Source organism: Hufsiella ginkgonis (assembly GCF_009834915.1).
In the GTDB taxonomy this organism is placed as follows: domain Bacteria; phylum Bacteroidota; class Bacteroidia; order Sphingobacteriales; family Sphingobacteriaceae; genus Hufsiella; species Hufsiella ginkgonis.
Genome location: NZ_WVHS01000001.1, coordinates 926576 through 949369, shown reverse-complemented (window position 1 = coordinate 949369; position 22794 = coordinate 926576). Strand labels below are relative to the sequence as shown.

18 protein-coding genes are annotated in these 22794 nt (G+C 50.1%); 5 read left to right on the top strand and 13 right to left on the bottom strand.

All coding sequences use genetic code 11. The features are described 5' to 3' along the window. Nucleotides 1–21: 21 nt before the first annotated feature. The 4 genes from GS398_RS04060 to secA all read right to left on the bottom strand — a co-directional run bounded on the left by GS398_RS04060 (nt 22) and on the right by secA (nt 5991). On the bottom strand, nt 22–948 hold the full coding sequence (locus GS398_RS04060) for a hypothetical protein (protein ID WP_160905434.1): 927 nt from the start codon (nt 946–948) through the stop codon (nt 22–24). After that, entirely contained in the window at nt 945–2132 is a 1188-nt protein-coding gene (locus tag GS398_RS04055) for a M20 metallopeptidase family protein (RefSeq protein WP_160905433.1), read from the bottom strand. Before GS398_RS04055 ends, GS398_RS04060 begins: the two co-directional genes overlap by 4 nt. Before the next feature lie 70 nt (nt 2133–2202). Then, nucleotides 2203–2565 carry a response regulator gene (locus tag GS398_RS04050; RefSeq protein ID WP_160905432.1) on the bottom strand — a complete coding sequence of 121 codons (363 nt, stop codon included), beginning with the start codon at nt 2563–2565 and terminating at the stop codon, nt 2203–2205. Nucleotides 2566–2682: 117 nt separating this feature from the next. Next, nucleotides 2683–5991 (bottom strand): preprotein translocase subunit SecA, encoded by a 3309-nt coding sequence (gene secA, locus GS398_RS04045; RefSeq protein ID WP_160905431.1) that lies wholly within the window; start codon nt 5989–5991, stop codon nt 2683–2685. A 147-nt stretch (nt 5992–6138) separates the two neighbouring features. Between secA and purD the strand changes: the two genes are divergently transcribed. Further along, nucleotides 6139–7413: a phosphoribosylamine--glycine ligase gene (gene purD / locus GS398_RS04040; RefSeq protein ID WP_160905430.1), complete on the top strand. Its 1275-nt coding sequence runs from the start codon at nt 6139–6141 to the stop codon at nt 7411–7413. Between the two features lie 163 nt (nt 7414–7576). On the opposite strand, the gene GS398_RS04035 is transcribed toward purD, so the two are convergent. Both GS398_RS04035 and GS398_RS04030 read right to left on the bottom strand, forming a co-directional pair. After that, complete coding sequence (locus GS398_RS04035) at nt 7577–8725, bottom strand: TlpA disulfide reductase family protein (protein WP_160905429.1); 1149 nt, start codon at nt 8723–8725, stop codon at nt 7577–7579. Between the two features lie 127 nt (nt 8726–8852). Continuing rightward, on the bottom strand, nt 8853–10034 hold the full coding sequence (locus tag GS398_RS04030) for a formimidoylglutamase (protein WP_160905428.1): 1182 nt from the start codon (nt 10032–10034) through the stop codon (nt 8853–8855). Between the two features lie 69 nt (nt 10035–10103). Between GS398_RS04030 and GS398_RS04025 the strand changes: the two genes are divergently transcribed. The 4 genes from GS398_RS04025 to GS398_RS04010 all read left to right on the top strand — a co-directional run bounded on the left by GS398_RS04025 (nt 10104) and on the right by GS398_RS04010 (nt 13802). Beyond that, a complete protein-coding gene (locus GS398_RS04025) occupies nt 10104–11024 on the top strand; it encodes an SDR family NAD(P)-dependent oxidoreductase (RefSeq protein WP_160905427.1) in 921 nt (306 codons plus the stop codon). 33 nt (nt 11025–11057) lie between these two features. Next, nucleotides 11058–12350 carry an HAD-IB family phosphatase gene (locus tag GS398_RS04020; protein ID WP_160905426.1) on the top strand — a complete coding sequence of 431 codons (1293 nt, stop codon included), beginning with the start codon at nt 11058–11060 and terminating at the stop codon, nt 12348–12350. Between the two features lie 115 nt (nt 12351–12465). Further along, nucleotides 12466–12837, top strand: a complete 372-nt coding sequence (gene crcB / locus GS398_RS04015) for a fluoride efflux transporter CrcB (RefSeq protein WP_160905425.1) — start codon at nt 12466–12468, stop codon at nt 12835–12837. A 5-nt stretch (nt 12838–12842) separates the two neighbouring features. Next, complete coding sequence (locus GS398_RS04010; RefSeq protein ID WP_160905424.1) at nt 12843–13802, top strand: tryptophan 2,3-dioxygenase family protein; 960 nt, start codon at nt 12843–12845, stop codon at nt 13800–13802. 1 nt (nt 13803) lies between these two features. Here GS398_RS04010 and GS398_RS04005 read toward each other — a convergent pair whose 3' ends face one another. From GS398_RS04005 to GS398_RS03975, 7 genes are all read right to left on the bottom strand, one after another. Beyond that, nucleotides 13804–16701, bottom strand: a complete 2898-nt coding sequence (locus GS398_RS04005) for a DEAD/DEAH box helicase (RefSeq protein WP_160905423.1) — start codon at nt 16699–16701, stop codon at nt 13804–13806. A gap of 141 nt (nt 16702–16842) precedes the next feature. Beyond that, nucleotides 16843–17736, bottom strand: a complete 894-nt coding sequence (gene rfbA, locus GS398_RS04000; protein WP_160905422.1) for a glucose-1-phosphate thymidylyltransferase RfbA — start codon at nt 17734–17736, stop codon at nt 16843–16845. Between the two features lie 11 nt (nt 17737–17747). After that, the gene (gene rfbD, locus GS398_RS03995; protein ID WP_369410235.1) at nt 17748–18635 is read right to left on the bottom strand and encodes a dTDP-4-dehydrorhamnose reductase; all 888 of its coding nucleotides are present in this window, start codon (nt 18633–18635) and stop codon (nt 17748–17750) included. A gap of 25 nt (nt 18636–18660) precedes the next feature. After that, nucleotides 18661–19221 (bottom strand): DUF3109 family protein, encoded by a 561-nt coding sequence (locus GS398_RS03990; protein ID WP_160905420.1) that lies wholly within the window; start codon nt 19219–19221, stop codon nt 18661–18663. Further along, a complete protein-coding gene (locus GS398_RS03985; RefSeq protein WP_160905419.1) occupies nt 19218–19997 on the bottom strand; it encodes a DUF3108 domain-containing protein in 780 nt (259 codons plus the stop codon). The genes GS398_RS03990 and GS398_RS03985 overlap by 4 nt, the downstream gene beginning before the upstream one ends. Nucleotides 19998–20051: 54 nt before the next feature. Beyond that, nucleotides 20052–20573, bottom strand: coding sequence for a DUF2480 family protein (locus tag GS398_RS03980; protein WP_160905418.1), 522 nt, complete (start codon nt 20571–20573; stop codon nt 20052–20054). Between the two features lie 110 nt (nt 20574–20683). Further along, nucleotides 20684–22777, bottom strand: a complete 2094-nt coding sequence (locus GS398_RS03975; protein ID WP_369410221.1) for a peptidylprolyl isomerase — start codon at nt 22775–22777, stop codon at nt 20684–20686. Nucleotides 22778–22794 lie beyond the last annotated feature (17 nt).

Below are 22794 nucleotides of genomic sequence, written 5' to 3'. Positions count from 1 at the left end.
GATTTGTCTATTCCCTATTTTCTATTCTCTCCTATAGCCTTTCTGCATAATTAAAAAGCTGGCCCGTTCTTCTTTTTTCATGGGTACGTCCCAATTACCCTGGTAGGATATTTTCGTAGGAAGCAACACATCGCCGCCATCGAAATAACCCAGCTCAATGTTCATTTTAATATCGAAGTCGAAAAGCATGTTGCTGTACTTCATGTCTACGTATCGTCCCAGTATCTGCATGTTCCGTTTATCGAATATGGTGGTTAGCTCCTTGATCATGATCCCGCTTTTTGTCCACCCGGAAAGGTCCTCTTTTTGTGTTACTTTGAACCGGTAAACGGGGATAGAGTCGAGATAAGTGCCGCTGTAGTACCGGTAATCGTAATATTGGCGCATGTTAGGGGTAAAGATCTCCGTCTTACCGCTTATCAGCGGGATCCCTTTAACGGGCCGTCCCGGGGAGAACAGCAATGTTTTTAATTTTGCTTTATAACCTGAGTTATTGTCGCCCTTCTTAACCGGCGAACTGGTGGCGGAGTAATCGGACTGGTAGGCATTCATGAAAATGTAATCGAACATTTCCAGTGTATACAGGTCATATTTGCCATTCTTTTTAAAGAGTTTACCGCTGTCGCTTTTGGCGAGATACTGTACTTTACTTCCCCGGGTGTGATGTAATATCTTACGATAAAGACGTCCTTCCACCCGGTTCTTTTTATCGTAGGTGAAGAGCGAGTTCTCCGCGGTGAACTGGTATTTTTTCATGTTGCGGAAAGCGTCGTAAAAACTGGTGTCTGAGAGGATCTCCCGGATGAACCGTTCGGCGGTTAAGCGCGAAACGGTGATGGCGAGCGGATCCATCACGATGGTTTTTACCGTATCGGGGTTGTACCGCGTGTTTTGCGCGAATACGGCATAGGGGCCCAGTAGCAGGAAAACGAAGGCAAGCTTTTTCATGCGTTACCTAATCGCCTGATAGCAATGTACGACATCAGGCCAATACTCGTTTCCAGCGCCTTTTCTTCTATATCGAAAGTGGGAGTATGTACCGATGAGGTGATTCCCCTGGCCTCGTTGCGTGTGCCAAGCCGGTAAAAGCAGGAGTCTGCCGCCTGCGAATAATAAGCAAAATCTTCGGCCGCCATCCAGATGTCGAGGTCCAGGACGTTTTCGTCGCCGAGGTATTCTGTGGCGTAGCTGCGTACTTCCGCGGTTAATTTCTCTTCGTTCACCAGGAACGGGTAGCCCCGCACGATGTTGAATTCACAGCTTCCGCCCATACTTTCAGCAATGCCTTCGGCCATTTTTTTCATTCGGCGGTGTGCTTCGGCGCGCCATTCTTCGTCCATCGTGCGAAAAGTTCCTTCCAGGTAAACCTCGTTAGGGATCACGTTGGTTGCCCCGTTGGCCTGCACTTTTCCAAAAGACAACACGGTAGGCATTTTAGGGTCTGCGGCGCGGCTAACGATCTGCTGCAGCGCTACGATCATGTGCGCGGTGATCAGCACAGGGTCGATATTTTGCTGGGGCTGGGCACCATGCCCGCCCTTGCCGCGTACGGTTACATAGATCTCGTCGGTTGAAGCCATGTATTTTCCCTCCCTGAAACCTACTTTGCCCGCATCGATCAGCGGCATTACGTGCTGCCCGATCACCGCACCGGGTTTGGGATTCTCCAGTACGCCTTCTTTGATCATCAGGCTGGCGCCTCCCGGTAGTTTTTCTTCGGCCGGCTGGAAGATCAGTTTAACGGTGCCGCCAAATTGGTCCTTCATCGCGGAAAGTATGGTAGCCACGCCGAGCAGCGAGGAGGTATGTACGTCATGCCCGCAGGCATGCATCACGCCCGTGTTTTGCGAGCGGTAAGGAACCTCGTTGGCTTCCAGGATGGGCAGCGCATCCATATCGGCACGCAGGGCGACGATACTGTCCGACGGCTGTTCGCCGGTAATAAGACCCACTACGCCTGTATCAGCCATGGGCTGGAACGGAACGCCAAGCTCCGTCAGCTTCGCTTTCACAAAGGCCGAAGTTTCGTATTCGTTGAAAGAAAGCTCGGGATGCGAATGCAGGTGGCGGCGCAGGCGGACCACTTCAGGTTCAATTTCTTTAGCAAGGTGCTGGATCTTCTCTTTCCACATAAATGGCAGGGGTTAAAAAGCGCAAGTTACCGATTTGCGCAGATTGCAGGACAGAAATCCGGGAGTTAAATTAATCAGGGAGGTGGTGCCTGATCAGTGCAAGCAGCTCATCCATTTCGAATGGCTTAGCCAGGAAACCATCTGCATGGTATTCGCGGGCAATGCGGTCTACATCACGTACGGCGGAAACGATGATCACCGGAATGTGTTTGGTGCGTTCGTTATTTTTCAGGTGACTGCAGATATCGCGCCCGTCTTTACCATACATCCAGATATCGAGCAGGAAAAGATCAGGCAAACTGGCATGGTTGAGCACCATCAGGTCTTCGCCATGTACGGTGCTACTCACTTCATAGCCGGCATCTTCAAGTATAATGGTCACTACGTCCACTATCGCCGGATCGTCATCTGCAATAAAAACTTTTTTCCCCATACTGGATGTGGTTGGAAACAGACGCCCCTTCACTCATCTAAACCGTGCTAATATAGGTAATATCCTATAAGTTAAAACTTTTGTTGCAGGATAATTACAAATCAGGTGTTTGTACGATTATTCCGCGCCTGCTCCATGACAGTTTTTATATTTTTTGCCGCTTCCGCACGGACAAAGGTCATTTCTGCCCACTTTATTTTCTACCCGGATCGGCTGCGTTTTCTGAAGCTCGCGGGTATCTTCCATCGGCGGAAGGCCGGGAGCAGACGGTTCAGCCAATTGGGGCTTCGAGACCTTCAGTTTGCTGAGGTCCTGGCGCGGCTGCGGACGTGCTTCTCTTACGTCTTCTGCCTGCTGTGCCGGGATCCCTCCCTTAAAGAGGAAACTTACCACATCTTTATTTACGGTAGCAAGCAGCTGTTTGAATAATTCAAAAGCTTCGATCTTGTATACGATCAGCGGATCTTTTTGCTCGTAAACCGCGTTTTGAACGGATTGCTTTAACTCGTCCATCTCGCGGAGATGTTCTTTCCAGGCCTCATCGATCAGGGCCAGCACTACGGTTTTCTCAAAGGTTTTAAACACTTCGCGGCCTTGTGTTTCTACCGCCTTTTTCAGGTCGGTATTAGCCTGTATGCCGCGGATCCCATCAGTAAATGGCACGATGATGTTTTCTACGTAATCACCACGCTCGCGCATCACGCCTTGCAGTACCGGGAAGGTTTGCTTGGCAATGCCGTCGGATTTTCTCGCGTAGAATTCAGTTACCGACCCGAATGTACGGTCGATCAGCTTTGACAGCTGAGTACCTGCAAATTCGTCTTCCCTGATCTCAGGGTCTACCGAGAAGATCCGGATCATCTCGAGCACAAAGCCTTCGTAATTCGACTGCTCTTTGTATTCGGTTACGATGTCTTCGGTAACGTCGAAAATAGTGTTGTTGATATCAACGGCCAGGCGATCGCCAAACAGCGCGTTTTTACGCCGCGAATAGATCACGGACCGTTGCGAGTTCATCACGTCATCATATTCCAGCAGGCGCTTGCGGATACCGAAGTTGTTTTCTTCTACTTTTTTCTGCGCGCGCTCGATCGATTTGGTGATCATCGAATGCTGGATCACTTCACCTTCTTCGATGCCCATACGCACCATGATGTTCGCGATCCTTTCAGATCCGAATAAACGCATCAGGTTATCTTCCAGCGATACGAAGAACTGGGAAGATCCCGGGTCGCCCTGTCGCCCGGCACGACCGCGCAGCTGGCGGTCAACGCGGCGCGATTCGTGGCGCTCGGTACCTACGATGGCCAAACCACCGGCTTCTTTTACGTTCGGGCCCAGCTTAATATCGGTACCACGACCGGCCATGTTGGTGGCAATGGTTACGGTTCCGGCCTGTCCGGCCTCGGCCACAATATCCGCTTCCTTCTGGTGAAGCTTGGCATTCAGTACGTTGTGTTTAATGCCGCGAAGCTTAAGCATGCGGCTCAATAACTCGGAGATCTCTACGGAGGTAGTACCTACCAATACCGGTCTTCCTGCCTGGGTCAATTTGGTGATCTCATCGGCTACCGCATTATATTTTTCGCGCACGGTGCGGTACACCATGTCTTCCTGGTCTTTACGCTGGGTTTTTACGTTGGTAGGAATCTCTACCACGTCCAGTTTATAGATCTGCCAGAGCTCGCCGGCTTCGGTTACTGCCGTACCCGTCATACCGCAAAGTTTGTGGTACATACGGAAATAGTTCTGCAGCGTAATGGTGGCGTAAGTCTGGGTAGCGTCTTCTACTTTCACATTTTCCTTGGCCTCGATCGCCTGATGTAAACCATCAGAATAACGACGACCGTCCATAATACGACCTGTTTGCTCATCTACGATCTTGATTTTGCCCTCATCGATGATGTATTCCACATCTTTTTCGAATAAGGTATATGCTTTCAGCAATTGGTTTACCGAGTGAATACGTTCAGATTTTATCGAGAAATCGCGCATCAGGGCATCTTTTTTTGCCACTTTTTCTTCGGTAGACAAGCCTGATTTTTCCAGTTCCGCGATTTCGGTGCCCACATCGGGCATCACGAAGAAATGCGGATCTTCGCCCGAAGAGGTGATCAGCTCGATCCCTTTTTCGGTAAGCTCTACCTGGTTGTTTTTTTCGTCGATCACAAAGAAAAGCTCCGAATCTACTTTCGGCATTTCTTTGCTCTGGTCCTGCATGTAGTGGTTCTCTGTTTTAAGGAGCAGCTGGCGCATGCCGGTTTCGCTCAGGAACTTGATGAGCGTTTTCGCTTTCGGCAGGCCGCGGTAAGCGCGGAGGAGGGCGAGGCCGCCGTCGTCTACGCCTGGCTTTTGATCAGTGATCAGTTTTTTCGCATTATTAAGCGAGCCCTGCACATAGTTTTTCTGTGCATTTACTAAACGTTCGATACGCGGTTTAAGGTCGTAAAATTCGTGCTCGTCGCCGCGCGGGATAGGTCCGGAGATGATGAGCGGGGTACGTGCATCGTCGATCAGCACCGAGTCCACCTCATCTACCATGGCAAAATGGAGCTTCCGTTGTACGAGGCTTTCCGGGCTGAGTGTCATATTGTCACGCAGGTAGTCGAAGCCAAATTCGTTATTCGTGCCAAAAGTGATGTCTGCGAGGTAGGCATTGCGGCGTGCCTCGGAGTTTGGCTCGTGCTTATCGATGCAATCTACGCTCAGTCCGTGGAACTCGAACAGGGGACCGTTCCATTCAGAGTCGCGGCGTGCCAGGTAGTCGTTCACGGTAACGATGTGTACGCCTTGTCCGGCCAGCGCGTTTAAGTAAGCGGGCAAGGTACCCACGAGCGTTTTACCTTCACCGGTCGCCATTTCAGAGATCTTGCCTTCGTGAAGCACTACCCCGCCGATCAGCTGTACATCGTAGTGCACCATGTTCCAGGTAACGTCTACGCCGGCTGCTTTCCAGGTATTGTGGTGGATGGCTTTATCGCCGGAGATCACCACGTTGGCCTTTTTCGCCGCGAGCTCCCGGTCGAAAGGGGAGGCGGTAACTTCGATGGTTTTATTTTCGGTGAAGCGGCGGGCAGTTTCCTTTACCACGGCAAAGGCCTCGGGGAGGATCTCCATAAGCACCACTTCCAATTGTTTGTCGCGGTCTTTTCCCAGCCTGTCCACCTCTTCGAAGATGCCGGTTTTTTCATGGATATCCAGCTCATCAGATTCGGCCTTAGCCTTCAGACCGGCTATCTCCTGGTCGATATCTGCAAGCGCGGTCGCGATGCGGGCCTTAAAGTCGAGCGTTTTATCACGCAGCTCATCGTTAGAAAGAGCGGAAAGCCTGGCGTATACTTCCTTCGTTTTTTCTACCAGGGGCAGAATATGTTTGATATCGCGTTCCGATTTGCTACCGAATATCTTGCTTAAGAAACCTAACATGGAATTTTGTTAAATAAAATCACTAATCATCAACAACTAAGCCACCAACCTATACAAGTCAAATTGACAGGGTCGTGCGGGGCGCTAATTTAGCGTTTTTTGCCGAAGAAGCAGGAATCGTTCTCGTGCAAAGTCTATCTTTGCCGCATGAACATTCTCATTCTCGGTTCTGGCGGCAGGGAGAGCGCCTTCGCCTGGAAACTCGCGCAAAGTGACCAGGTAACAAATTTGTTTATCGCTCCGGGTAATGCCGGGACGGCTGTTTTTGGGACGAACGTGGCTATCAGCCCAACAGATTTCATTGCACTTGGCAGGTTTGCCCTCGATAACCGGGTAAACATGGTGGTGGTTGGCCCGGAAGAGCCGCTGGTAAAAGGCGTGCACGATTTTTTCCTCGACCAGCCGGAGCTGCGCCATATCCCGGTGATCGGTCCGCAGAAAGAAGCCGCGCAGCTGGAAGGCAGTAAAGATTACTCCAAGCGGTTTATGGTACGCCACGGGATCCCCACCGCCGCTTCGGCATCTTTTACGGAAAGTACCCTCCAGGATGGTCTTGCCTACCTCGACCGGCATCCGCTGCCGGTAGTATTAAAGGCGGATGGGCTGGCGGCCGGCAAGGGCGTGCTGATCTGCGAAACAACGGAAGACGCGAAAATTGAGCTGCGTGCCATGCTCCAGGATGCCAAGTTCGGGGAAGCCGGTAAAACGGTTGTGATAGAAGAGTTCCTGAAAGGGATCGAGCTATCTGTGTTCGTGCTTACCGATGGGAAGAATTATAAGATATTGCCTGCCGCAAAAGACTACAAGCGCATCGGCGAAGGCGATACGGGCCTTAACACCGGCGGGATGGGCGCTATCTCGCCGGTCCCGTTTGCCGGACCGGAGTTCCTGGAGAAAGTAGAGCGTAAGATCGTGATCCCGACCATGCAGGGCCTGGCAAAAGAAAATATCCCTTACAAGGGATTTATCTTTATCGGGCTGATGAACGTGAACGGCGAACCCTACGTGATCGAGTACAACGTGCGCATGGGCGATCCGGAAACCGAAAGCGTACTGCCCCGTATTGTGAACGACCTTGCGGAACTGTTTAAGGCGGTTGCAGGAGGTACGCTCGACCAGGTAGACCTGGTGATCTCTCCCAAAACAGCTGTTACCATCATGATCGTGGCCGGGGGGTACCCGGGCGAATACCTGAAAGGAAAGGTAATAACCGGGGTCGAAAACCTCCGCCACTCGAATGCATTTTACGCGGGCGCTACCCTGGAGAACGGGGAAGTAAAAACTTCCGGCGGGCGTGTGCTGGCCATCACCTCTTTACAGGATACCCTGTTCGACGCCGTTCAGAAAGCTACCGCCGATGCGGGAAGGATCTATTTTGACGCGCGTTATTTCAGGACAGATATCGGGTTTGATTTGTTGTAAAGAGTGACCAGTTTCGGTAACCAATGATCGGCTTGAGGGGTGTGTAGTATAAGATAATAGTGATATCAGGTTAAAAAGAAAGAGGCGGGTGTTATTCCCGCCTCTTTCTTTTTATACCAGTCTATTATTTTGAGCGCTAAAACTGAGCACTGATCACTCAAAACTATTTCGGCGCCTGTGCAGCCAGTACCTCGGCCAGTTTTTTCTTCAGCTCGTCGCCGCGGAGGTTTTTACCGATGATCTTGCCTGCAGGATCGATCAGGAAGCTGGCCGGGATGGCATTAATGCCCCACTGTTTGGCGACGGCGTTATTCCAGTACTGGAGGTCAGAAACCTGTGTCCAGTTCAGGTTGTCGTCTTTTATTGCTTTTAGCCATTCTTCTTTCTTTCCCGGCTGATCCAGCGAAACGCCCAATACGGTGAAATTTTTATCTTTAAACTCGTTATAAGTAGCTACTACGTTCGGGTTTTCTGCACGGCACGGGCCGCACCATGAAGCCCAGAAATCAACCAACACATATTTGCCCTTAAAATCAGAGAGGCTAACCGGTTTATCGTTCACGTCGTTTTGCGTGAAATTCATGGCCATGGCGCCTATTTTGGTTTTGCGGGCGGCCTCGATCATGTTGCTGATGTTCTTGCCCAGCTCGGTCGCCTTTATATCGGCGGTGAATTTATCGAACTGCGGCTGCACCACTTCATCATTAATGTTATAGCCGATAGCTGAACGGAAAGCCACAAGCCCGATATAGGTATTGGTATGTGACTCCCAATAGGATTTATTGATGTCTGCTGTCTGTTTGTTAAGAACACCGGCGCGGTCATTCAGCGACTTGATGAAATCCTGGTTTTTGCGTTCTTCAGGCGTTTTGCTGGTATATTCCGCGTTAAGCGCGGCCATGCCCGCATTTGCAGGAGCGAGCAGCGCTTTAAACGCGAAATTTTCCTCGTTTACTTTGGAGCCGCTAACGGTCGATTTTTTAATGGAATCTGCAGAGTTGAGGATGATCGTTTTATCGAGGTATACCTGGAACGCATCCGCCGGCGTACGTTTTTTCGGGTCAGCTCCCGGAACAGGCGGGTATTTCACCGTAACAAATGCCGACGTGTATTTTGGAGCGGTACCGGTAAACTTATAGGCGCCGTTTACTATTTCAACAGAGTCAGAAACAGCATCTGCTCCAACCCGGTAAGAGATGAATGCCTTTACCGGTGCGTTTTTGGTGCCTACCTTACCGCTAACGGTAAAGGTTTCCTGCGCCATGGCCATAACGGGGAGAGCCAGTGCTGCTGTTAAAATTAATTTTTTCATAATATATTAAGTATTTGGGGTTTCAATAAACCAAATATAGTGTTCTGTTCCTTGAAAATCAGTAGTATGAAGGGTAGAATTGTTAAAATATTGTTAAAAGGGGGATCGGCATATGCCGAAAGTATCCTTAAACCAGCTTCTGGTATGTTCGCCACCAAAGATCAGGCATTTCGCCTGATACGGCGGTCTGGTAGTCCTCGTAGGTACAAGGCACGATGTGGAACCGTTCATTCTGTGAAGTCCCTGCGGGATACGGCACCTGCAGCCACCAGCGGTCGGTTTTTTTGCTTTTTACGAACACCAGCTCGTGCGAGTCTTCTTTGAGAGCAGCCCGGTAGATCATGTATTGCGATTTCGGCGTGAGGGGGGTATCTTTCTTCCGGTTGTAAAACCCGTCGATAAAATACCAGAGCATTTGAGAAAGGAGAATAGCGGTCTGGCCATTTTGATCAAAAGCGGGATTGAACTCGTAGAAGCCGATAGAGGTGAGCTTATCGCTCATTCCCGCGTAGCGGCAGATCTGGCAGGCATCTTCGCCGTAAAATCCGTTGGGGGTGGCGTTCGCATTCCCGCAGGCATCGGCAGAACGAATGGCCGAAATATCGAAACTCACCAGGCTCGCATTGCGGATAACTGGCTCGGTGGCGCTTATCTTACCGGTAAAATCTCCCAGCCGGTGCACATCGAAATACAGTTTTTCCATGAAGCGCAGGCTGTCCTGGCTCACAAAATAAGTCTGGTAGCCGATGTTGCTGTAATTGAACAGGAAATTCGGCTCATGTAAAAAGATCTTGTTGAGGTATGAGGCGGAGGTAGTTTCCACCGACGTTTCGGTAGTATCGTCGAGATCGAAATGAGAGTCGATCACTACGAGATCGGCTTTTGTTTCGAGCGACTCGTACGCCGCATACTGGGCATAGGTAATATCCTGGCCGCCGCCGAGTATTATGGGGAGGATGTCCATTTTAACGAGCTCGGCCACCACTGTTTTTACCGCAAAATACGTATCGGCCACGGTATTGCCGGCGCGGATGTTCCCGAGGTCGACGATGCGCGAAAGGTACGGTCCTTCGTACAGGCTGTAGAAACGTTCGCGGATATGATCGGGGGCGAGTGCACAACCGGAGTTGCCAATGGTGTTGCGATCGTCGGCCACGCCAAAAATGGCGATATCCACCATTGCATGGTCGAGGTCGGGAAACGTGTCGACAAACATGTATGTCCGGCTCCCCATCTGGCTGGAAAAGAACCCTGCCTGGGGCATGATCTTATGCAGATCTACGGGAGAAAAAAAATCTATCAGGGACATGGCCATCGGTAAACGTGTTCAAATATCCACTTTAATCCATTACTTTTGAAGGCATTTTAAAAAATTAGGATGATATTAATTACCGGCGCCACCGGTTTCCTGGGTTCGGAGCTTGTGTATCAGCTGCTTGAGAATGGTGCCCGGGTTCGTGCCATAAAGCGCGAAGGTTCAGCGATTCCGAAGATTTTACAGGGAAAACCGGTAGAATGGGTGACGGCGGATATCCTCGACCATTTTGCACTCGAAGCAGCCTTTGAAGGCGTGCGGCAGGTTTACCACTGCGCGGGCATGATCTCATTTAAGTCCGCCGACCGGAAAAGATTGCACCAGGTAAATGCGGAAGGAACGGCGAACGTGGTAAATCTTTGCCTCGAAAATAATATCGGCAAGCTGGTACATGTGAGCTCGGTGGCCGCCATCGGCGAAGGCAAACCAGGACAGGCCGTTACCGAAAAAGACTTGTTGGAATATACCGGGCTGCAGCACGGTTACTCGATCTCCAAGTACGAAGGAGAGATGGAAGTGTGGCGCGGTATCGCCGAAGGCCTTACGGCGGTGATCGTGAATCCGGCGGTGATCATCGGGAGAGCTGCCGGCGATAAGGGAAGCGGCAGGATCTTTGAAACCGCACGCCGGGGAACCTCCTTTTATACAGGAGGAAGTATCGGATTAATTGCCGTAGCTGACGTAGCGCGTGTTATGATCGCCTTAATGAACAGCGACATTTCCGGGCAGCGCTTTATCTTAAATGCAGGCACACTTTCTATTAAAGAACTTTTTACCCAGGCAGCGGCCATTTTCGGCAACCGCGCGCCTTCCATCCTGGTAAGGCCATGGATGCTGAAACTGGCATTGGTGAACAGGAGCGTGGTTCACAGCCTTACCAAACAACATTTGTATTCTACCGAAAAGATCAATGAAGCACTTCCGGGCATTGTTTTCCGGCCGGTTAGCGAAGTGGTTAACGAAACTTGTATTGAACTGGTATAACGCGGCCTATTTTTACACCTACAATTACATACCTTGAAGCAAACCTTTATCATCGATTTCGACAGCACGTTTACCCAGGTAGAAGCGCTGGACGAGCTGGCCCGTATTTCCTTAAGAAAACACCCGGACCGGGAAGCGATCTATGTACAGATAGAAGACCTCACCAATGCCGCCATGGAAGGGAAACTTTCCTTCCGCGAAAGCTTAACTAAAAGAGTGCAGCTGCTGGAAGCCAACCGCGACCATCTAAAACAACTGGTAAGCAGGCTTAAGAAAAAGGTATCGTCCTCGTTCTCGCGCAATAAAACTTTCTTTGAAAAACATGCAGACGACGTGCTGATCGTTTCCGGGGGATTCAAGGAGTTTATCACCCCGGTGGTGCTGCCTTACCATATTAAAAAGGAAAATATTTATGCAAATACCTTCCTTTTCGACGAGGATGGGAAGATCATAGGCTATGATGCCGAAAACCCGTTGTCGAATGAAGGCGGAAAGGTGAAGCTTCTGCGCAGCATGAACCTGGACGGCGATATCTATGGCATCGGCGACGGGCATTCGGATTTCCAGTTGAAAGAGTCGGGGCTGATCAGGAAGTTTTTTGCGTATACCGAGAACATCGAGCGCAAAGCGGTGGCGGAGAAGGCCGACCATGTAACGCCAAGCTTCGACGAGTTCCTGTATGTGAATAACCTGCCACGCGCCATTTCATACCCCAAGAACCGGATCTTGTGCCTCATTATCGGGAATGTGCCGGATGAAGCCATCCAGGTGTTAAAAAAAGACGGGTTTTCCATCCGGCATAAAACCTCTTTCGAGGAAAAATATGTGGCCGATGTGGGCATGCTCCTGCTGGCGAGCGACGAGCGGGTCCCCGACGGGCAGCTCGCACGCGCGGTAAAGCTCAAAACGATTGGTTACCTGGGTAATAGCCGTAACAGGGTTTCGCATGAATTATGTACGGCGATGGGTATCGTGCTGTTCGACGATCCGAAATCAAACCCTAGGAATGCGCGTTTTATCCCGGTGCGCATGGCGGGTTTTATCAACAAAGGTGACAGCTATATGAGCGGCAACTTTCCGAACCTGCAGCTGCCGAAAGTTGATCACGCGCATCGCCTCATCCATATTCACCAGAACGTGCCGGGAATTATGGCGCGCATTAACCAGATCTTTGCACACCACGACATAAATATTGTCGCCCAGTTCCTGATGACGAACCCGAAGATCGGCTATGCCATTACCGATGTAAGCGCGGAGTACGACAAGCAGGTGTTAAAGGAACTGAAAAAGATCGAGCATACGATTAAGTTTAGGGTGCTTTATTAACGCCGGCAGCGATCAGCTCTTGTATGACGTTTAGCGGGTGCTTATTTTTGGCCGGAGCATAGTCGCAATTACAAGCGGCTGACAGCTATTACTATTAGCTTATAACCAGCCAGAAATGAAAAACATCATTATCGTCTTTTTCGGTGGCGGGACCGGAAGCGTCGCCCGTTACCTGGTGGGGAAGGCGTACCTGCAATGGAAGCCGGTATTTCCGCTGGCCACGCTGACCTCTAATTTCCTGAGCTGTTTTGTTTTTGGGATCGTGGTGTGCCTTTCTGCGCAAAAACTGGCCATGAGCGATTCGGCTAAATTACTATTGCTCACCGGTTTTTGCGGCGGATTTAGCACTTACTCGGCATTTACTTACGAAACGGTAGGACTGTTCTCGTCGGGGAAGACCGGGATGGCCTTAGCAAACATCGTGTTAAATTTCGTGCTGAGCGTAGCCGCATTTTACCTGGGCATGTTAGTAGCGAAATTATTCTGAAACTTATGGAGATCACCCCCGAAATTGAGGCAAAGCTAAAGCAGCTCCAGGAAAAGTATGGGGCAATGGGGCAGGACATGGTATCGTACCTGGATGGCTTGCTGTATGCAGATTACCTTACGTATTGGGACTATATTCACCTGGATACCCTGCTAAGCCTGCAGAGCCCGAAGACGCCCTTCCCCGACGAGGAGATCTTTATTATGTATCACCAGGTTACGGAGCTGTATTTTAAACTGGTATTGCATGAATGTAAGCAACTGGTAGCACAGCGGCCGGTTGATATGAATTTCTTCGTGGCCAGGCTGAAGCGGATCAACTCCTATTTCAGGGCGCTTGTAAGCTCCTTTGATATCATGGTAGACGGTATGGATAAGGAGCAATTCCTCAAATTCCGGATGTCGCTGCTGCCGGCGAGCGGGTTCCAATCCGGGCAATACCGCATGATCGAGATCTACGCTACCGATTTTATCCGCCTGGTGGCGCAGGACAAGCGGGCAGAAATGGCTGATGCCACGATTGAGGAGCAGTTCGAATTCATCTACTGGAAGTCGGGCGCTACCGAGCTTGCTACCGGGAATAAAACGCTTACGTTAAAACAGTTCGAGCATAAATATGCGGCCACGCTGATCGGGTTAGCGAAATCGTGCGAAAGGCTGAACTTCCGTGCATTGTTTAGCATACTGAGGCAATCGGGCGACGATACCACCGCGCTTGAAGAGGAGCTGCGCAAGCTTGACCAGTTTGTAAACGTGAACTGGCCGCTGGCACACTATAAATCGGCGGTGCGTTACCTGCACCGGCAGCCCCATGAAATCCCGGCCACGGGAGGCACCAACTGGCAGAAATACCTGCCGCCACGCTTCCGGAAACGCATTTTTTACCCGGAGCTATGGACGCAAAAAGAAATGGAGGAGTGGGGAAAAGGTTGGGTGGAAGAGGTGTTAAGCCTGCCGAAGGAATAACCTAATTCAATATCTCCCTGATATCTTCCGCCGATAGCGATTTCACGAAGCTTTCTTCCGTGGTGATAAGCGACTCTGCCACCACCCGTTTCCTGTTTTGCAGGGAAAGGATCTTCTCTTCCACACTGTCTTTGGTGATGAACTTATAGATGAACACGTTCCGGGTTTGCCCGATGCGATGGGTACGGTCAATGGCCTGCTGTTCTACCGCGGGGTTCCACCATGGGTCGAGAATGAACACGTAATCGGCGCCCGTAAGGTTTAGTCCCACACCACCGGCCTTGATGGAGATCAGGAACAGCTTGATGCCGTCGTTTTCCTGGAACTCCTTTACCACCTCGCCGCGGTTGCGGGTAGAGCCGTCGAGGTAAGCGTACGCAATATTTTCCTGGTCGAAATAATTGCGGTAAATGTTCAGCTGCTTTACGAACTGGGAAAAGACGAGCACTTTATGACCGCGCGAAAGCACATTTTGCAAGGTATGTATCACGTTTTCAAACTTGCCCGAATCGCCTTCGTAACCTTCATCGATCATACCCGGGTGATTGGCGATCTGCCGCAGCCTGATCAGTCCCTGCAGTACCTGTACCTGCGATTTATTGAAGGTGCCGTCCTCAAGGCTGCGCAGCAGCTCGTTCCGGTATTCGGATTTCACTTCTTCGTAATACTTGGCTTGTTCTTCGCTCATCTGGCAATAGAACAATTGTTCGGTTTTAGGAGGCAGCTCGGTAGCCACCTGCGATTTCGTGCGCCGCAGCACAAAAGGCTTGATGAGGGCCTGCAGGCGGCGCGCTTTTTCCTCGTCCTTTTTCTTCTCGATCGGCGTAACGAACTCTCCCTGGAAGAAATGCTGGTTACCAAGCAACCCGGGATTGATAAATGACATTTGTGTCCACAGGTCGTTTACGGAGTTCTCCACCGGTGTGCCGCTCAGGATCAGCTTGTGTTTCGACTTAAGCAGTTTTACTGCGTGATAAGCCTTGGATGACGGGTTTTTGATGTTCTGACTTTCGTCGAGGATCACATATCCAAAATATAACGTACTAATCAGGTCGATATCTACGCGGGTAACGCCATACGTGGTAAACACGATATCATAATCCATAAACCGGCTTACGTCTTTGTTCCTGAAGGTGCCGGTATGTACCAGTAATTTCAGGTCGGGAGCAAACTTTTGCGCTTCGGTCAGCCAGTTGTAGATAAGCGAAGTCGGCATGATGATGAGCGAGGTGCTAGCCGTGCCCGCCGCAATATTCTCTTCCTTGATCTTTTGAAGGAAGGCGAGTGTTTGCACGGTTTTACCGAGACCCATGTCATCGGCCAGGCATCCGCCGAAGTTGTAGGTCCTCAGGAAATGAAACCAGTTATAGCCCGCTTTCTGGTAAGCGCGTAGGGTGCCGTTAAAGTGCTGCGGCACGTCGATGTCCTCGATCTCTTCAAAGTTGGCAAGTTGCTGCAATTTGCGGTCGATGGTAATTCCTGCCAGCTCGCTGTTGGCAAAATCGCTGATAAGCCCGATATGATGTTTCTTTAGCTTTAAGTGCTGATCGCCCTCGCTAAAGCTCATCAGGTTGCCGTATTGCGAGAACCAATGCTCCGGGATCACTGCAATTTCGCCCGAAGGCAGCTGGAACTCCCGGATGCGGTTCAGGATATGGTGTTTGAGCTGGAGAAAAGGCACGCGGTATGGCCCGAAATGTACTACGGCATGGATGTCGAACCAGTCGTTCCCCTCCCTGAATTCAAGGTCGATCTTGCTGTTGCCGAACACGAAACGCTTCTGTCCATCGGGCTGTTCGAAGGTAAATCCTTTTTCGGAGAGCTCGTCGTGGTGCGCGTTCACCCAATCGATCACGCTGAAGGAAGCATCGCTCTCCGTATTGCCATCGTGACCCGCTTCGAGGTTGGCGAACAGTGTGCCCGAGGTCCTTAATCCCATCGCGATAAGCTCATCCATCTTATTTTTTTCCCAGGTCATCGACCGCTTTACGCGATGAAAAACGTACTCATCACCCCGTTTTTCCATACGCACGGAAACCTGTTTGTCGTTCCCGGCAGGGAAAATGTACGTATCGTACCTGAAATATAGCTGCAGTTGCGATGTCCCGCCCTGTATATAAAGCACTTTCAACACCGGCGACGCCTGGTATTTCTCGGTTTTGATCTCGAAGCCTTCGGCATACACATGATGTTTCTCGATCAGTGGTGCAATAAATTTCTCGAAATAAGTCTTTTCCGACGATTTAGGGATAGAGATATACCGTTTATTAAGGAATGGTTGGAGTTTTTTCCCTTCCACCTCGTCTTCGAAGTAATACAGCACTTCATCCAGCAGCAGCCATGCCGGCAGGTTGCTGATCACCTGTGCTTCTTTAAACATAAATTCGATACGCATGCCCTGGTACTTGATGGTCGGGAAGTAACGGGTTTCCTCGGGCGTTCTCCGGAAATGGAAAAGGATCGATGCCGGTTCGGCTGCAAAATGCACCTCGCGTTCCACGGGCCACCCTTCTTTACTCATCAGGTAAAGTGCTTTGTCGCGAAGCAGGACCATGGCCTCATTGATCTTTTTCTCGATCTTCGGGCGGATCACTTCATACAGCTTCTCATTGAAGACCTTGCTAAAAAATTCGAAAGGCCTGATGGGCTTTTTATAAAAGCGGCGAATGATGTGTCCCTGTTCGGTCTCTTCAAGTATTTTGATGAGCTTATAGTCGTTTTCATCGAGCATGCGATGAAATTCCCTGGCGGTGTTAGAAAACAGCCGCTGATAGGTAAGCGAGAAATCACCGTCGGGATTTAGCTGAACCACATGTGGTTCGATCAAAAAACCAAGGTACTCGTGCTTACAAATGGCATACACTAACTTGCAGGGCTTCGAACTGTCGACACGTAACATCAAGGGATAAGCATAAAATTTTAGCAAGTTACCTCACTAAAAAATTTTAAACTTAATTAGAAAAAGGGGGGAAACAAAAAATGTGAGTAACTATCTTGTTAAAGGGTTAGGGTTTAGAGGTTTAAAGTTGAAAGTTTAGCTTTAAGCTCCCAACTTTAAACCGGCTGTTGTTTGCCTTTTCAGCAGCCCGATCAGGTATTGCCCGTAGCCGCTTTTAACCAGCGGGAGCGCTACCGCTTTAAGCTCTTCGGCAGTAATGAACCCCATCCGATAGGCTACTTCTTCTATACAGCCGATCTTAAGCCCCTGGCGCTCTTCAATTACCTGTACGAACTGGCCTGCCTGCATCAGCGAATTGAACGTGCCGGTATCGAGCCAGGCGGTTCCACGGCTTAATACGCCTACCTTGAGCTTTCCCTGCCGGAGATATTCCTTATTTACATCGGTGATCTCGTATTCGCCGCGCGGCGAGGGCTGAATGTTTTTAGCGATTTCTACCACGCTGTTGTCGTAGAAGTACAGGCCTGGAACAGCGAAATTTGATTTGGGCTCCAACGGCTTTTCCTCGATAGAGATCGCTTTGTTATCCTCATCGAACTCAACTACGCCGTAGCGTTCCGGGTCAGAAACCTGGTAAGCGAACACTACACCACCTTGCGGCTCGGTGAGATCCTGCAGCAGGTTGGAAATGCTGTCGCCATAAAAGATATTATCGCCCAGGATCAGCGCCACGCTGTCGGTGCCGATAAAATCAGCCCCGATCACGAAAGCTTGTGCCAGTCCATTGGGGACCTCCTGTACCGCATAGCTGAATTTGCATCCCAACAGTGATCCGTCGCCCAGCAATTTTTCGAAGTTCGGTAAATCATGCGGAGTAGAAATGATCAGTACTTCCCTGATGCCCGCCAGCATGAGGATCGACAGCGGGTAATAGATCATCGGTTTATCGTAAACTGGCATCATTTGTTTACTGGTAGCGAGCGTGAGCGGGTGGAGGCGGGTGCCGGATCCGCCGGCGAGGATAATTCCCTTCATGTTATACTGTTTTATAGCTCATTTGCCATTAAATTCGCAACGCATTTCTCGAGGCTGGTGCGCCAGTAAGGAATCGTCATTCCGAAAGTACTTTTAATTTTTGTTTTGTCCATCACCGAAAACTGCGGACGTTTTGCCCGCGTAACGTAGGCGGAGGTAGGTACCGGGTTTGTTTTTACGGTTATGCCTGCAATATCGAATATCGACCGGGCGAAATCGAACCAGGAAGTAACCCCTTCATTACTATAGTGATAGATGCCGTATCCGGCAGTGCCTGACGCGATCACGTCCAGGATGCAGCCGGCGAGGTCGATGGCGTACGTTGGCGTGCCTACCTGATCGGCGATGATGTTAAGCTCAGGCTTTTCGCGCCCCAGGCGAAGCATCGTTTTTACGAAATTGTTCCCATATTCGGAATAAAGCCAGCTGGTGCGAATGGTGAAGTAGGTGGACGTGTATTTGCCGATCACCTGCTCCCCGCGAAGCTTGGTAAGCCCGTAAACATTTACGGGGTTAGCCGGATCTTCTTCGGTAAGCAGTTTGATCACGTTCCCCTCAAATACGAAATCTGTAGAGATCTGGATAAGCGTAGTGCCATGTTTAGCGCAGAGCCGAGCGATGTTCTCCACACCGGTTTCGTTTACCATGGCAGAAAGGTCAGCCTCGTCCTCTGCCTTATCAACCGCGGTATAGGCTGCGCAATTCACGCAGAACTTTGGCTGATACCTGGCGAAAACGGCTTCGAGCGAGGTTGTGTCCAGGATATTTGCCTCGGCTTCCGCGGGGAATACCAGGGTTGTCCCTCTTTGTTCGGATACCCGTTTTAAACATTGACCCAACTGGCCGGCGGCGCCGAATACGATTATGTTGCTCATTGACGACGAAAATACGAATTCAATTAATAAACGATGAATCCGCTACCCCTTAATCGGCCAGGTGATCTTCGAGCTCTTTGTACCAATCCTGGCCATATTTGCGGATCAGCGGCTCCTTCAGGAATTTATAAACGGGTACCTTCAGCGAATTCCCGAAGGAGCAGGCGGGGCTGCAGATGTTCCAGCGGTCGTAGTGCAGCACGTCAAATTCTGGATAAGCCGTTATCCGGATCGGGTACAAATGGCAGGAGATGGGTTTTTTCCAGCCGACCTTTCCTTCTTCATACGCGATTTCGATGGCGCACTTGCTGATGCCGTGTACCCAGGTTACGTACGCGCATTCTTTATGGCCATCTACGCAAGGGGTGGTATAATCGCCTTCGAAATCTTTTACCCAGGTGCCCGCTTCTTCCACGGTTTCAATTCCTTTTTTCGTCATGTAGGGCTTTACCAGCGGGTAGATCTCTTCGAGTACGCGTAGTTCGCTTTTTTCGAGGGGGGCGCCCGAATCGCCTTCTACACAGCAGGCGCCTTTGCATTTATCGAGGTTGCAAACGAAATTTTCGGAAACCACGTCTTCGTGGACAAGCGTATGCTGTACTTCGATCATTTTTTGTCTGTTGCGGTACTTGGGTATTTCATGCCGGTGGCGTCCTGGATCTCCAGTGTAACAGAACCCAGCAGGATCTCTACCTGTGCCTTTACGGGGATACGGTTCCCATCGTCGGTGATCCAAAGGTACAGCTTGCTGTCTTTTTTAAAGATCCTTCCGGCCTGTATGGTCGGGCTGAACTTAAGGCAGTTAAAATACCCGAGCGGTGTTTTGATCCGTTCTTTACCGACATACTGAATCTCGAAAGGTGACACTTCATCTTTCAGGAAGTAGTTCATCCTGATCTTATCGCCGGGAGAGATATTGGTGAGATCGAGGCTGCGGGCAAAATAATACGCCGAGATAAGGTCGAACGTGGGGTTCACACCCTTAAAGGTGCCTTTCTCGCCGACTATTTTTTTCTGTTCCTGGTAAAAACGTACATGGTCCGTGCGGCGATAGTTGGATTCGCGAATGTTTTCTGTATACAGGTACGGGGTTAGTTCCGTTTTGTCGATATAAGAATCATAACGGTCGCGTACTTTATAAAATATATCGAATGAACCCGAGGTCTTTCCTTGTGCTACGAGGTGAAAAACTGGCTTGTTATCGAACTTTACATCGGTTTCCTGCACCTCGAGGGTAGCTTCCGCGGCGGTGAGGAAGCCATATTTCAGCTTATAGGTCAATTTTTCCCCGGGCTGGAAGGCGCCATTTTTACGGGGCTCCAGCTCCTGCGAGAAAGTGCTTCCCGTAAGCAGGCAAAGCAGGATTACCAAATATAATTTTCCCATATCCTGTTATAACACAAAAATAGCCCTATTGCTTTAATGAGGATAAGATACCTTTTAAGCCTGTTCTTTTCTTTTAAATACCGGGACGGTAGAACAAGGCTCGCCGTACATGATACTTTTCACCACGGGGGTAAGTTTGGCGGTGAGGTCTACGTAAGCAGAAACAGGTACGGGAATATCGCCACAGCCCTTTATCACCACCCGTTGGTCCCGGTATTTTCCGGCATCGAGTTTATCCAGTTCCCTTTTAAACAAGACGCTCTCCAACCCGGAAAGGTTGCCAAATACTACTGTTTCCGCATAAGGTGTCATCCGGTTAGCCAGCAGCATATAAGCCCAGGTGGGTACAATCGCGTCTGCCGAGCAGGTGATGGCCACATGCTTGCCGGCGTATTGCGCCCAGTTATGTTCTTTGATAAATTCCCTGAAATCCTTTTCGCGAAGCATGAGCCCATGGAAAAGATTATCCCTGATATCGTACTCTACTCTTTCTCCTGCGGGATAAAGGTCGGCGAGATCAAAACTGATCAATCCGCTCTGCGCTACTTTATTTACGAAATTCTCCTGGATCTCCATCTGAAACGAATTCTTTAAGTAAAGGTCGGGAATCTGTTGCGTAATGCTGTAAGAATAGGGTCAAAAAAAATCCGGGAGCGGTGGCTCCCGGATTCCTGTTGAATAACCGTTTAAAAGAATTTTACGCGGTTATCTTTAATATTTGCTTTGTCGGTTAACGCTTTAAATGCCTGGTTAGGAACCTGCTGGCCAAGCATCTGCATCATCTGCTCTTTTTGTTTGTAGGTATTGGTAAGTGCAGGCGGCTCGTTAAACCCGGCTGCACTTACCACGTAAACACCGGCTTCACCGTTGATGGCTTTAGACATTTTTCCTGGTTTCAGGCCAAACACGGTACCGATCACCTTATTTTCCTGCGACAAGCCCGGGATGATCGGGTTCGCAAAAACGATGTTCTGTACCGGAACCACCTGCTTACCCAGTTTGCTCGCCACCGCATTGAGGTTGGCTGCGCCTGAAAGAGCGGCCGTTGCTTTCTCATTCAGCATTTTTGCTTTGGCGTAGTTGATCACCATCGGCTCGATGGATTTCTTTACCTTCTCTAAGGGAAGCTGGCCTTTTTTACGGATATCTGTAAGTTTTGCCACCACATATTTATCATCGAAAGAGAAGATCTCTTCCGCTACGTCACCTTCGTTGGCTTTAAATGCCCATTGGGCGATCTTGCGGGGATTTTCAATTCCCGGGATGCTTGCCTGGCCGCCGGAAAGCTCTGGTGAAGTCAGTTTTCTAAGGCCGGCTTTACTAACTGCGGCGTCAAACTCGTCCGGGTCCTTTACCGAGGTCAGGAATGCGGATGCACGGGTATAAGCGTCGTTTTGTGTTTTGCTGCTGGTTGTAACGCCTTTTTCTACCAGGGCTACTTTAGCCACCACTGATGATCCTTTTTGCGAATCGATGTGGATTACGTGCGTGCCAAACTGGGTAGTTAATACTTTAAGCTCTCCTGGTTTGCCGTTGAACACCGCTTCTTCGAAAGCGGGGATCATGGCGCCGCGGCCAAATGTGCCCAGGTCGCCGCCTTTGTCTTTGCTTGCATCGGTACCGAACTGTTTTGCGAGATCAGAGAAGCTGGCCCCTTTGCGGATCAGGTTGGCGATAGAATCGGCTTTCGCTTTTGCTTTGTCGGCACCGCCTTCTGTAGCAGGGTTGATCAGGATGTGGCTGGCTTTTACGGAATCAGGGCTGCTGCGTTTATCGAGCACCTTTGCCATGCGGTATTTGTCGTTGCTGAGGAGCGGCCCAACAAGGGCGCCCGGAGCAGCTTTAAACACCAGCGAGTCCAGTGCCGGATCGAGCTGTCCTTTATGTATGTACGAGATCGGCATTTTAGCGTCAGAGTTGATGCTAACAAACATCGAATCGTTGGTAGAGGCCCTGAAATCCGCGGCTAATTTGTCGAAGTTCGATTTGATCTCCGCGCTGTCTGCTTTGGACGGTTTGGCATCGAATACCACGTAATCAACGGTGCGGGTTTCTTCTTCGTTTTTGAAAGTCGCTTTATTTTCGTTGTAATATTCCTGGTAATCGGCATCTGTTGGTTTAACCTTACTGTTGTCTACAGATGCGTAATCAAGCAGTACATAGCTGAAATTCGCAAGCTTGTTGCGCTGCGAGTAATCTTCGCGCGCTTCCAGTGAGGTGATGTACACACTGTTTTTCACCAGGTTCATGTACTTCTGCGAAAGGCGGTTGTTTTTGATCCCTTCGAGGAACAGGTTCCATTGCGCCTGCATCTCCGCCGGCTGGGTATCGATGTTTTGCAGGAAGCTGGTGAGCTGGCTCCGGTTAAACTGACCGGTTTTAGGATCACTGAAGTTCTGTATGATCTGCTGGTCGGGGTTCTGGCCGTTCACCAGGTCGTTCAGCTCGCTCTTGCTAACTACCAGTCCAAGGCGGTTCACCTCTTTTTGCAGCAGGATGGTAGACACTTCCTGTTTCCACGTGTTGTCCTGTACGTAAGCGGCCATTTGGGGGTTTAAAGTTCCACCCATCTGCTGCCTGAAGCTGGCTTCGGCACGCTCGATCTTTTTGCTGAATTCATCATACTTGATGCTTTCCCCGGCTACTTCACCTATTACGTTCTGTTGTTGTGACCAAAAAGGCTGGCCATAACGGATGCCGTCGCCTACAAGGAAGGCCAGTATTGCTACCCCAATCGCTCCCATGATGATATATCCTGCCCGTTCTCGCAGGAAACTCATTATTCCCATATTACTAC

Bases quoted from the DNA above. Each gene is read 5' to 3' on its own strand.
- GS398_RS04060 (WP_160905434.1), bottom strand. From the start codon at position 948: ATGAAAAAGCTTGCCTTCGTTTTCCTGCTACTGGGCCCCTATGCCGTA.
- GS398_RS04055 (WP_160905433.1), bottom strand. From the start codon at position 2,132: ATGTGGAAAGAGAAGATCCAGCACCTTGCTAAAGAAATTGAACCTGAA.
- GS398_RS04050 (WP_160905432.1), bottom strand. From the start codon at position 2,565: ATGGGGAAAAAAGTTTTTATTGCAGATGACGATCCGGCGATAGTGGAC.
- secA (WP_160905431.1), bottom strand. From the start codon at position 5,991: ATGTTAGGTTTCTTAAGCAAGATATTCGGTAGCAAATCGGAACGCGAT.
- purD (WP_160905430.1), top strand. From the start codon at position 6,139: ATGAACATTCTCATTCTCGGTTCTGGCGGCAGGGAGAGCGCCTTCGCC.
- GS398_RS04035 (WP_160905429.1), bottom strand. From the start codon at position 8,725: ATGAAAAAATTAATTTTAACAGCAGCACTGGCTCTCCCCGTTATGGCC.
- GS398_RS04030 (WP_160905428.1), bottom strand. From the start codon at position 10,034: ATGTCCCTGATAGATTTTTTTTCTCCCGTAGATCTGCATAAGATCATG.
- GS398_RS04025 (WP_160905427.1), top strand. From the start codon at position 10,104: ATGATATTAATTACCGGCGCCACCGGTTTCCTGGGTTCGGAGCTTGTG.
- crcB (WP_160905425.1), top strand. From the start codon at position 12,466: ATGAAAAACATCATTATCGTCTTTTTCGGTGGCGGGACCGGAAGCGTC.
- GS398_RS04010 (WP_160905424.1), top strand. From the start codon at position 12,843: ATGGAGATCACCCCCGAAATTGAGGCAAAGCTAAAGCAGCTCCAGGAA.
- GS398_RS04005 (WP_160905423.1), bottom strand. From the start codon at position 16,701: ATGTTACGTGTCGACAGTTCGAAGCCCTGCAAGTTAGTGTATGCCATT.
- rfbA (WP_160905422.1), bottom strand. From the start codon at position 17,736: ATGAAGGGAATTATCCTCGCCGGCGGATCCGGCACCCGCCTCCACCCG.
- GS398_RS03990 (WP_160905420.1), bottom strand. From the start codon at position 19,221: ATGATCGAAGTACAGCATACGCTTGTCCACGAAGACGTGGTTTCCGAA.
- GS398_RS03985 (WP_160905419.1), bottom strand. From the start codon at position 19,997: ATGGGAAAATTATATTTGGTAATCCTGCTTTGCCTGCTTACGGGAAGC.
- GS398_RS03980 (WP_160905418.1), bottom strand. From the start codon at position 20,573: ATGGAGATCCAGGAGAATTTCGTAAATAAAGTAGCGCAGAGCGGATTG.
- GS398_RS03975 (WP_369410221.1), bottom strand. From the start codon at position 22,777: ATGAGTTTCCTGCGAGAACGGGCAGGATATATCATCATGGGAGCGATT.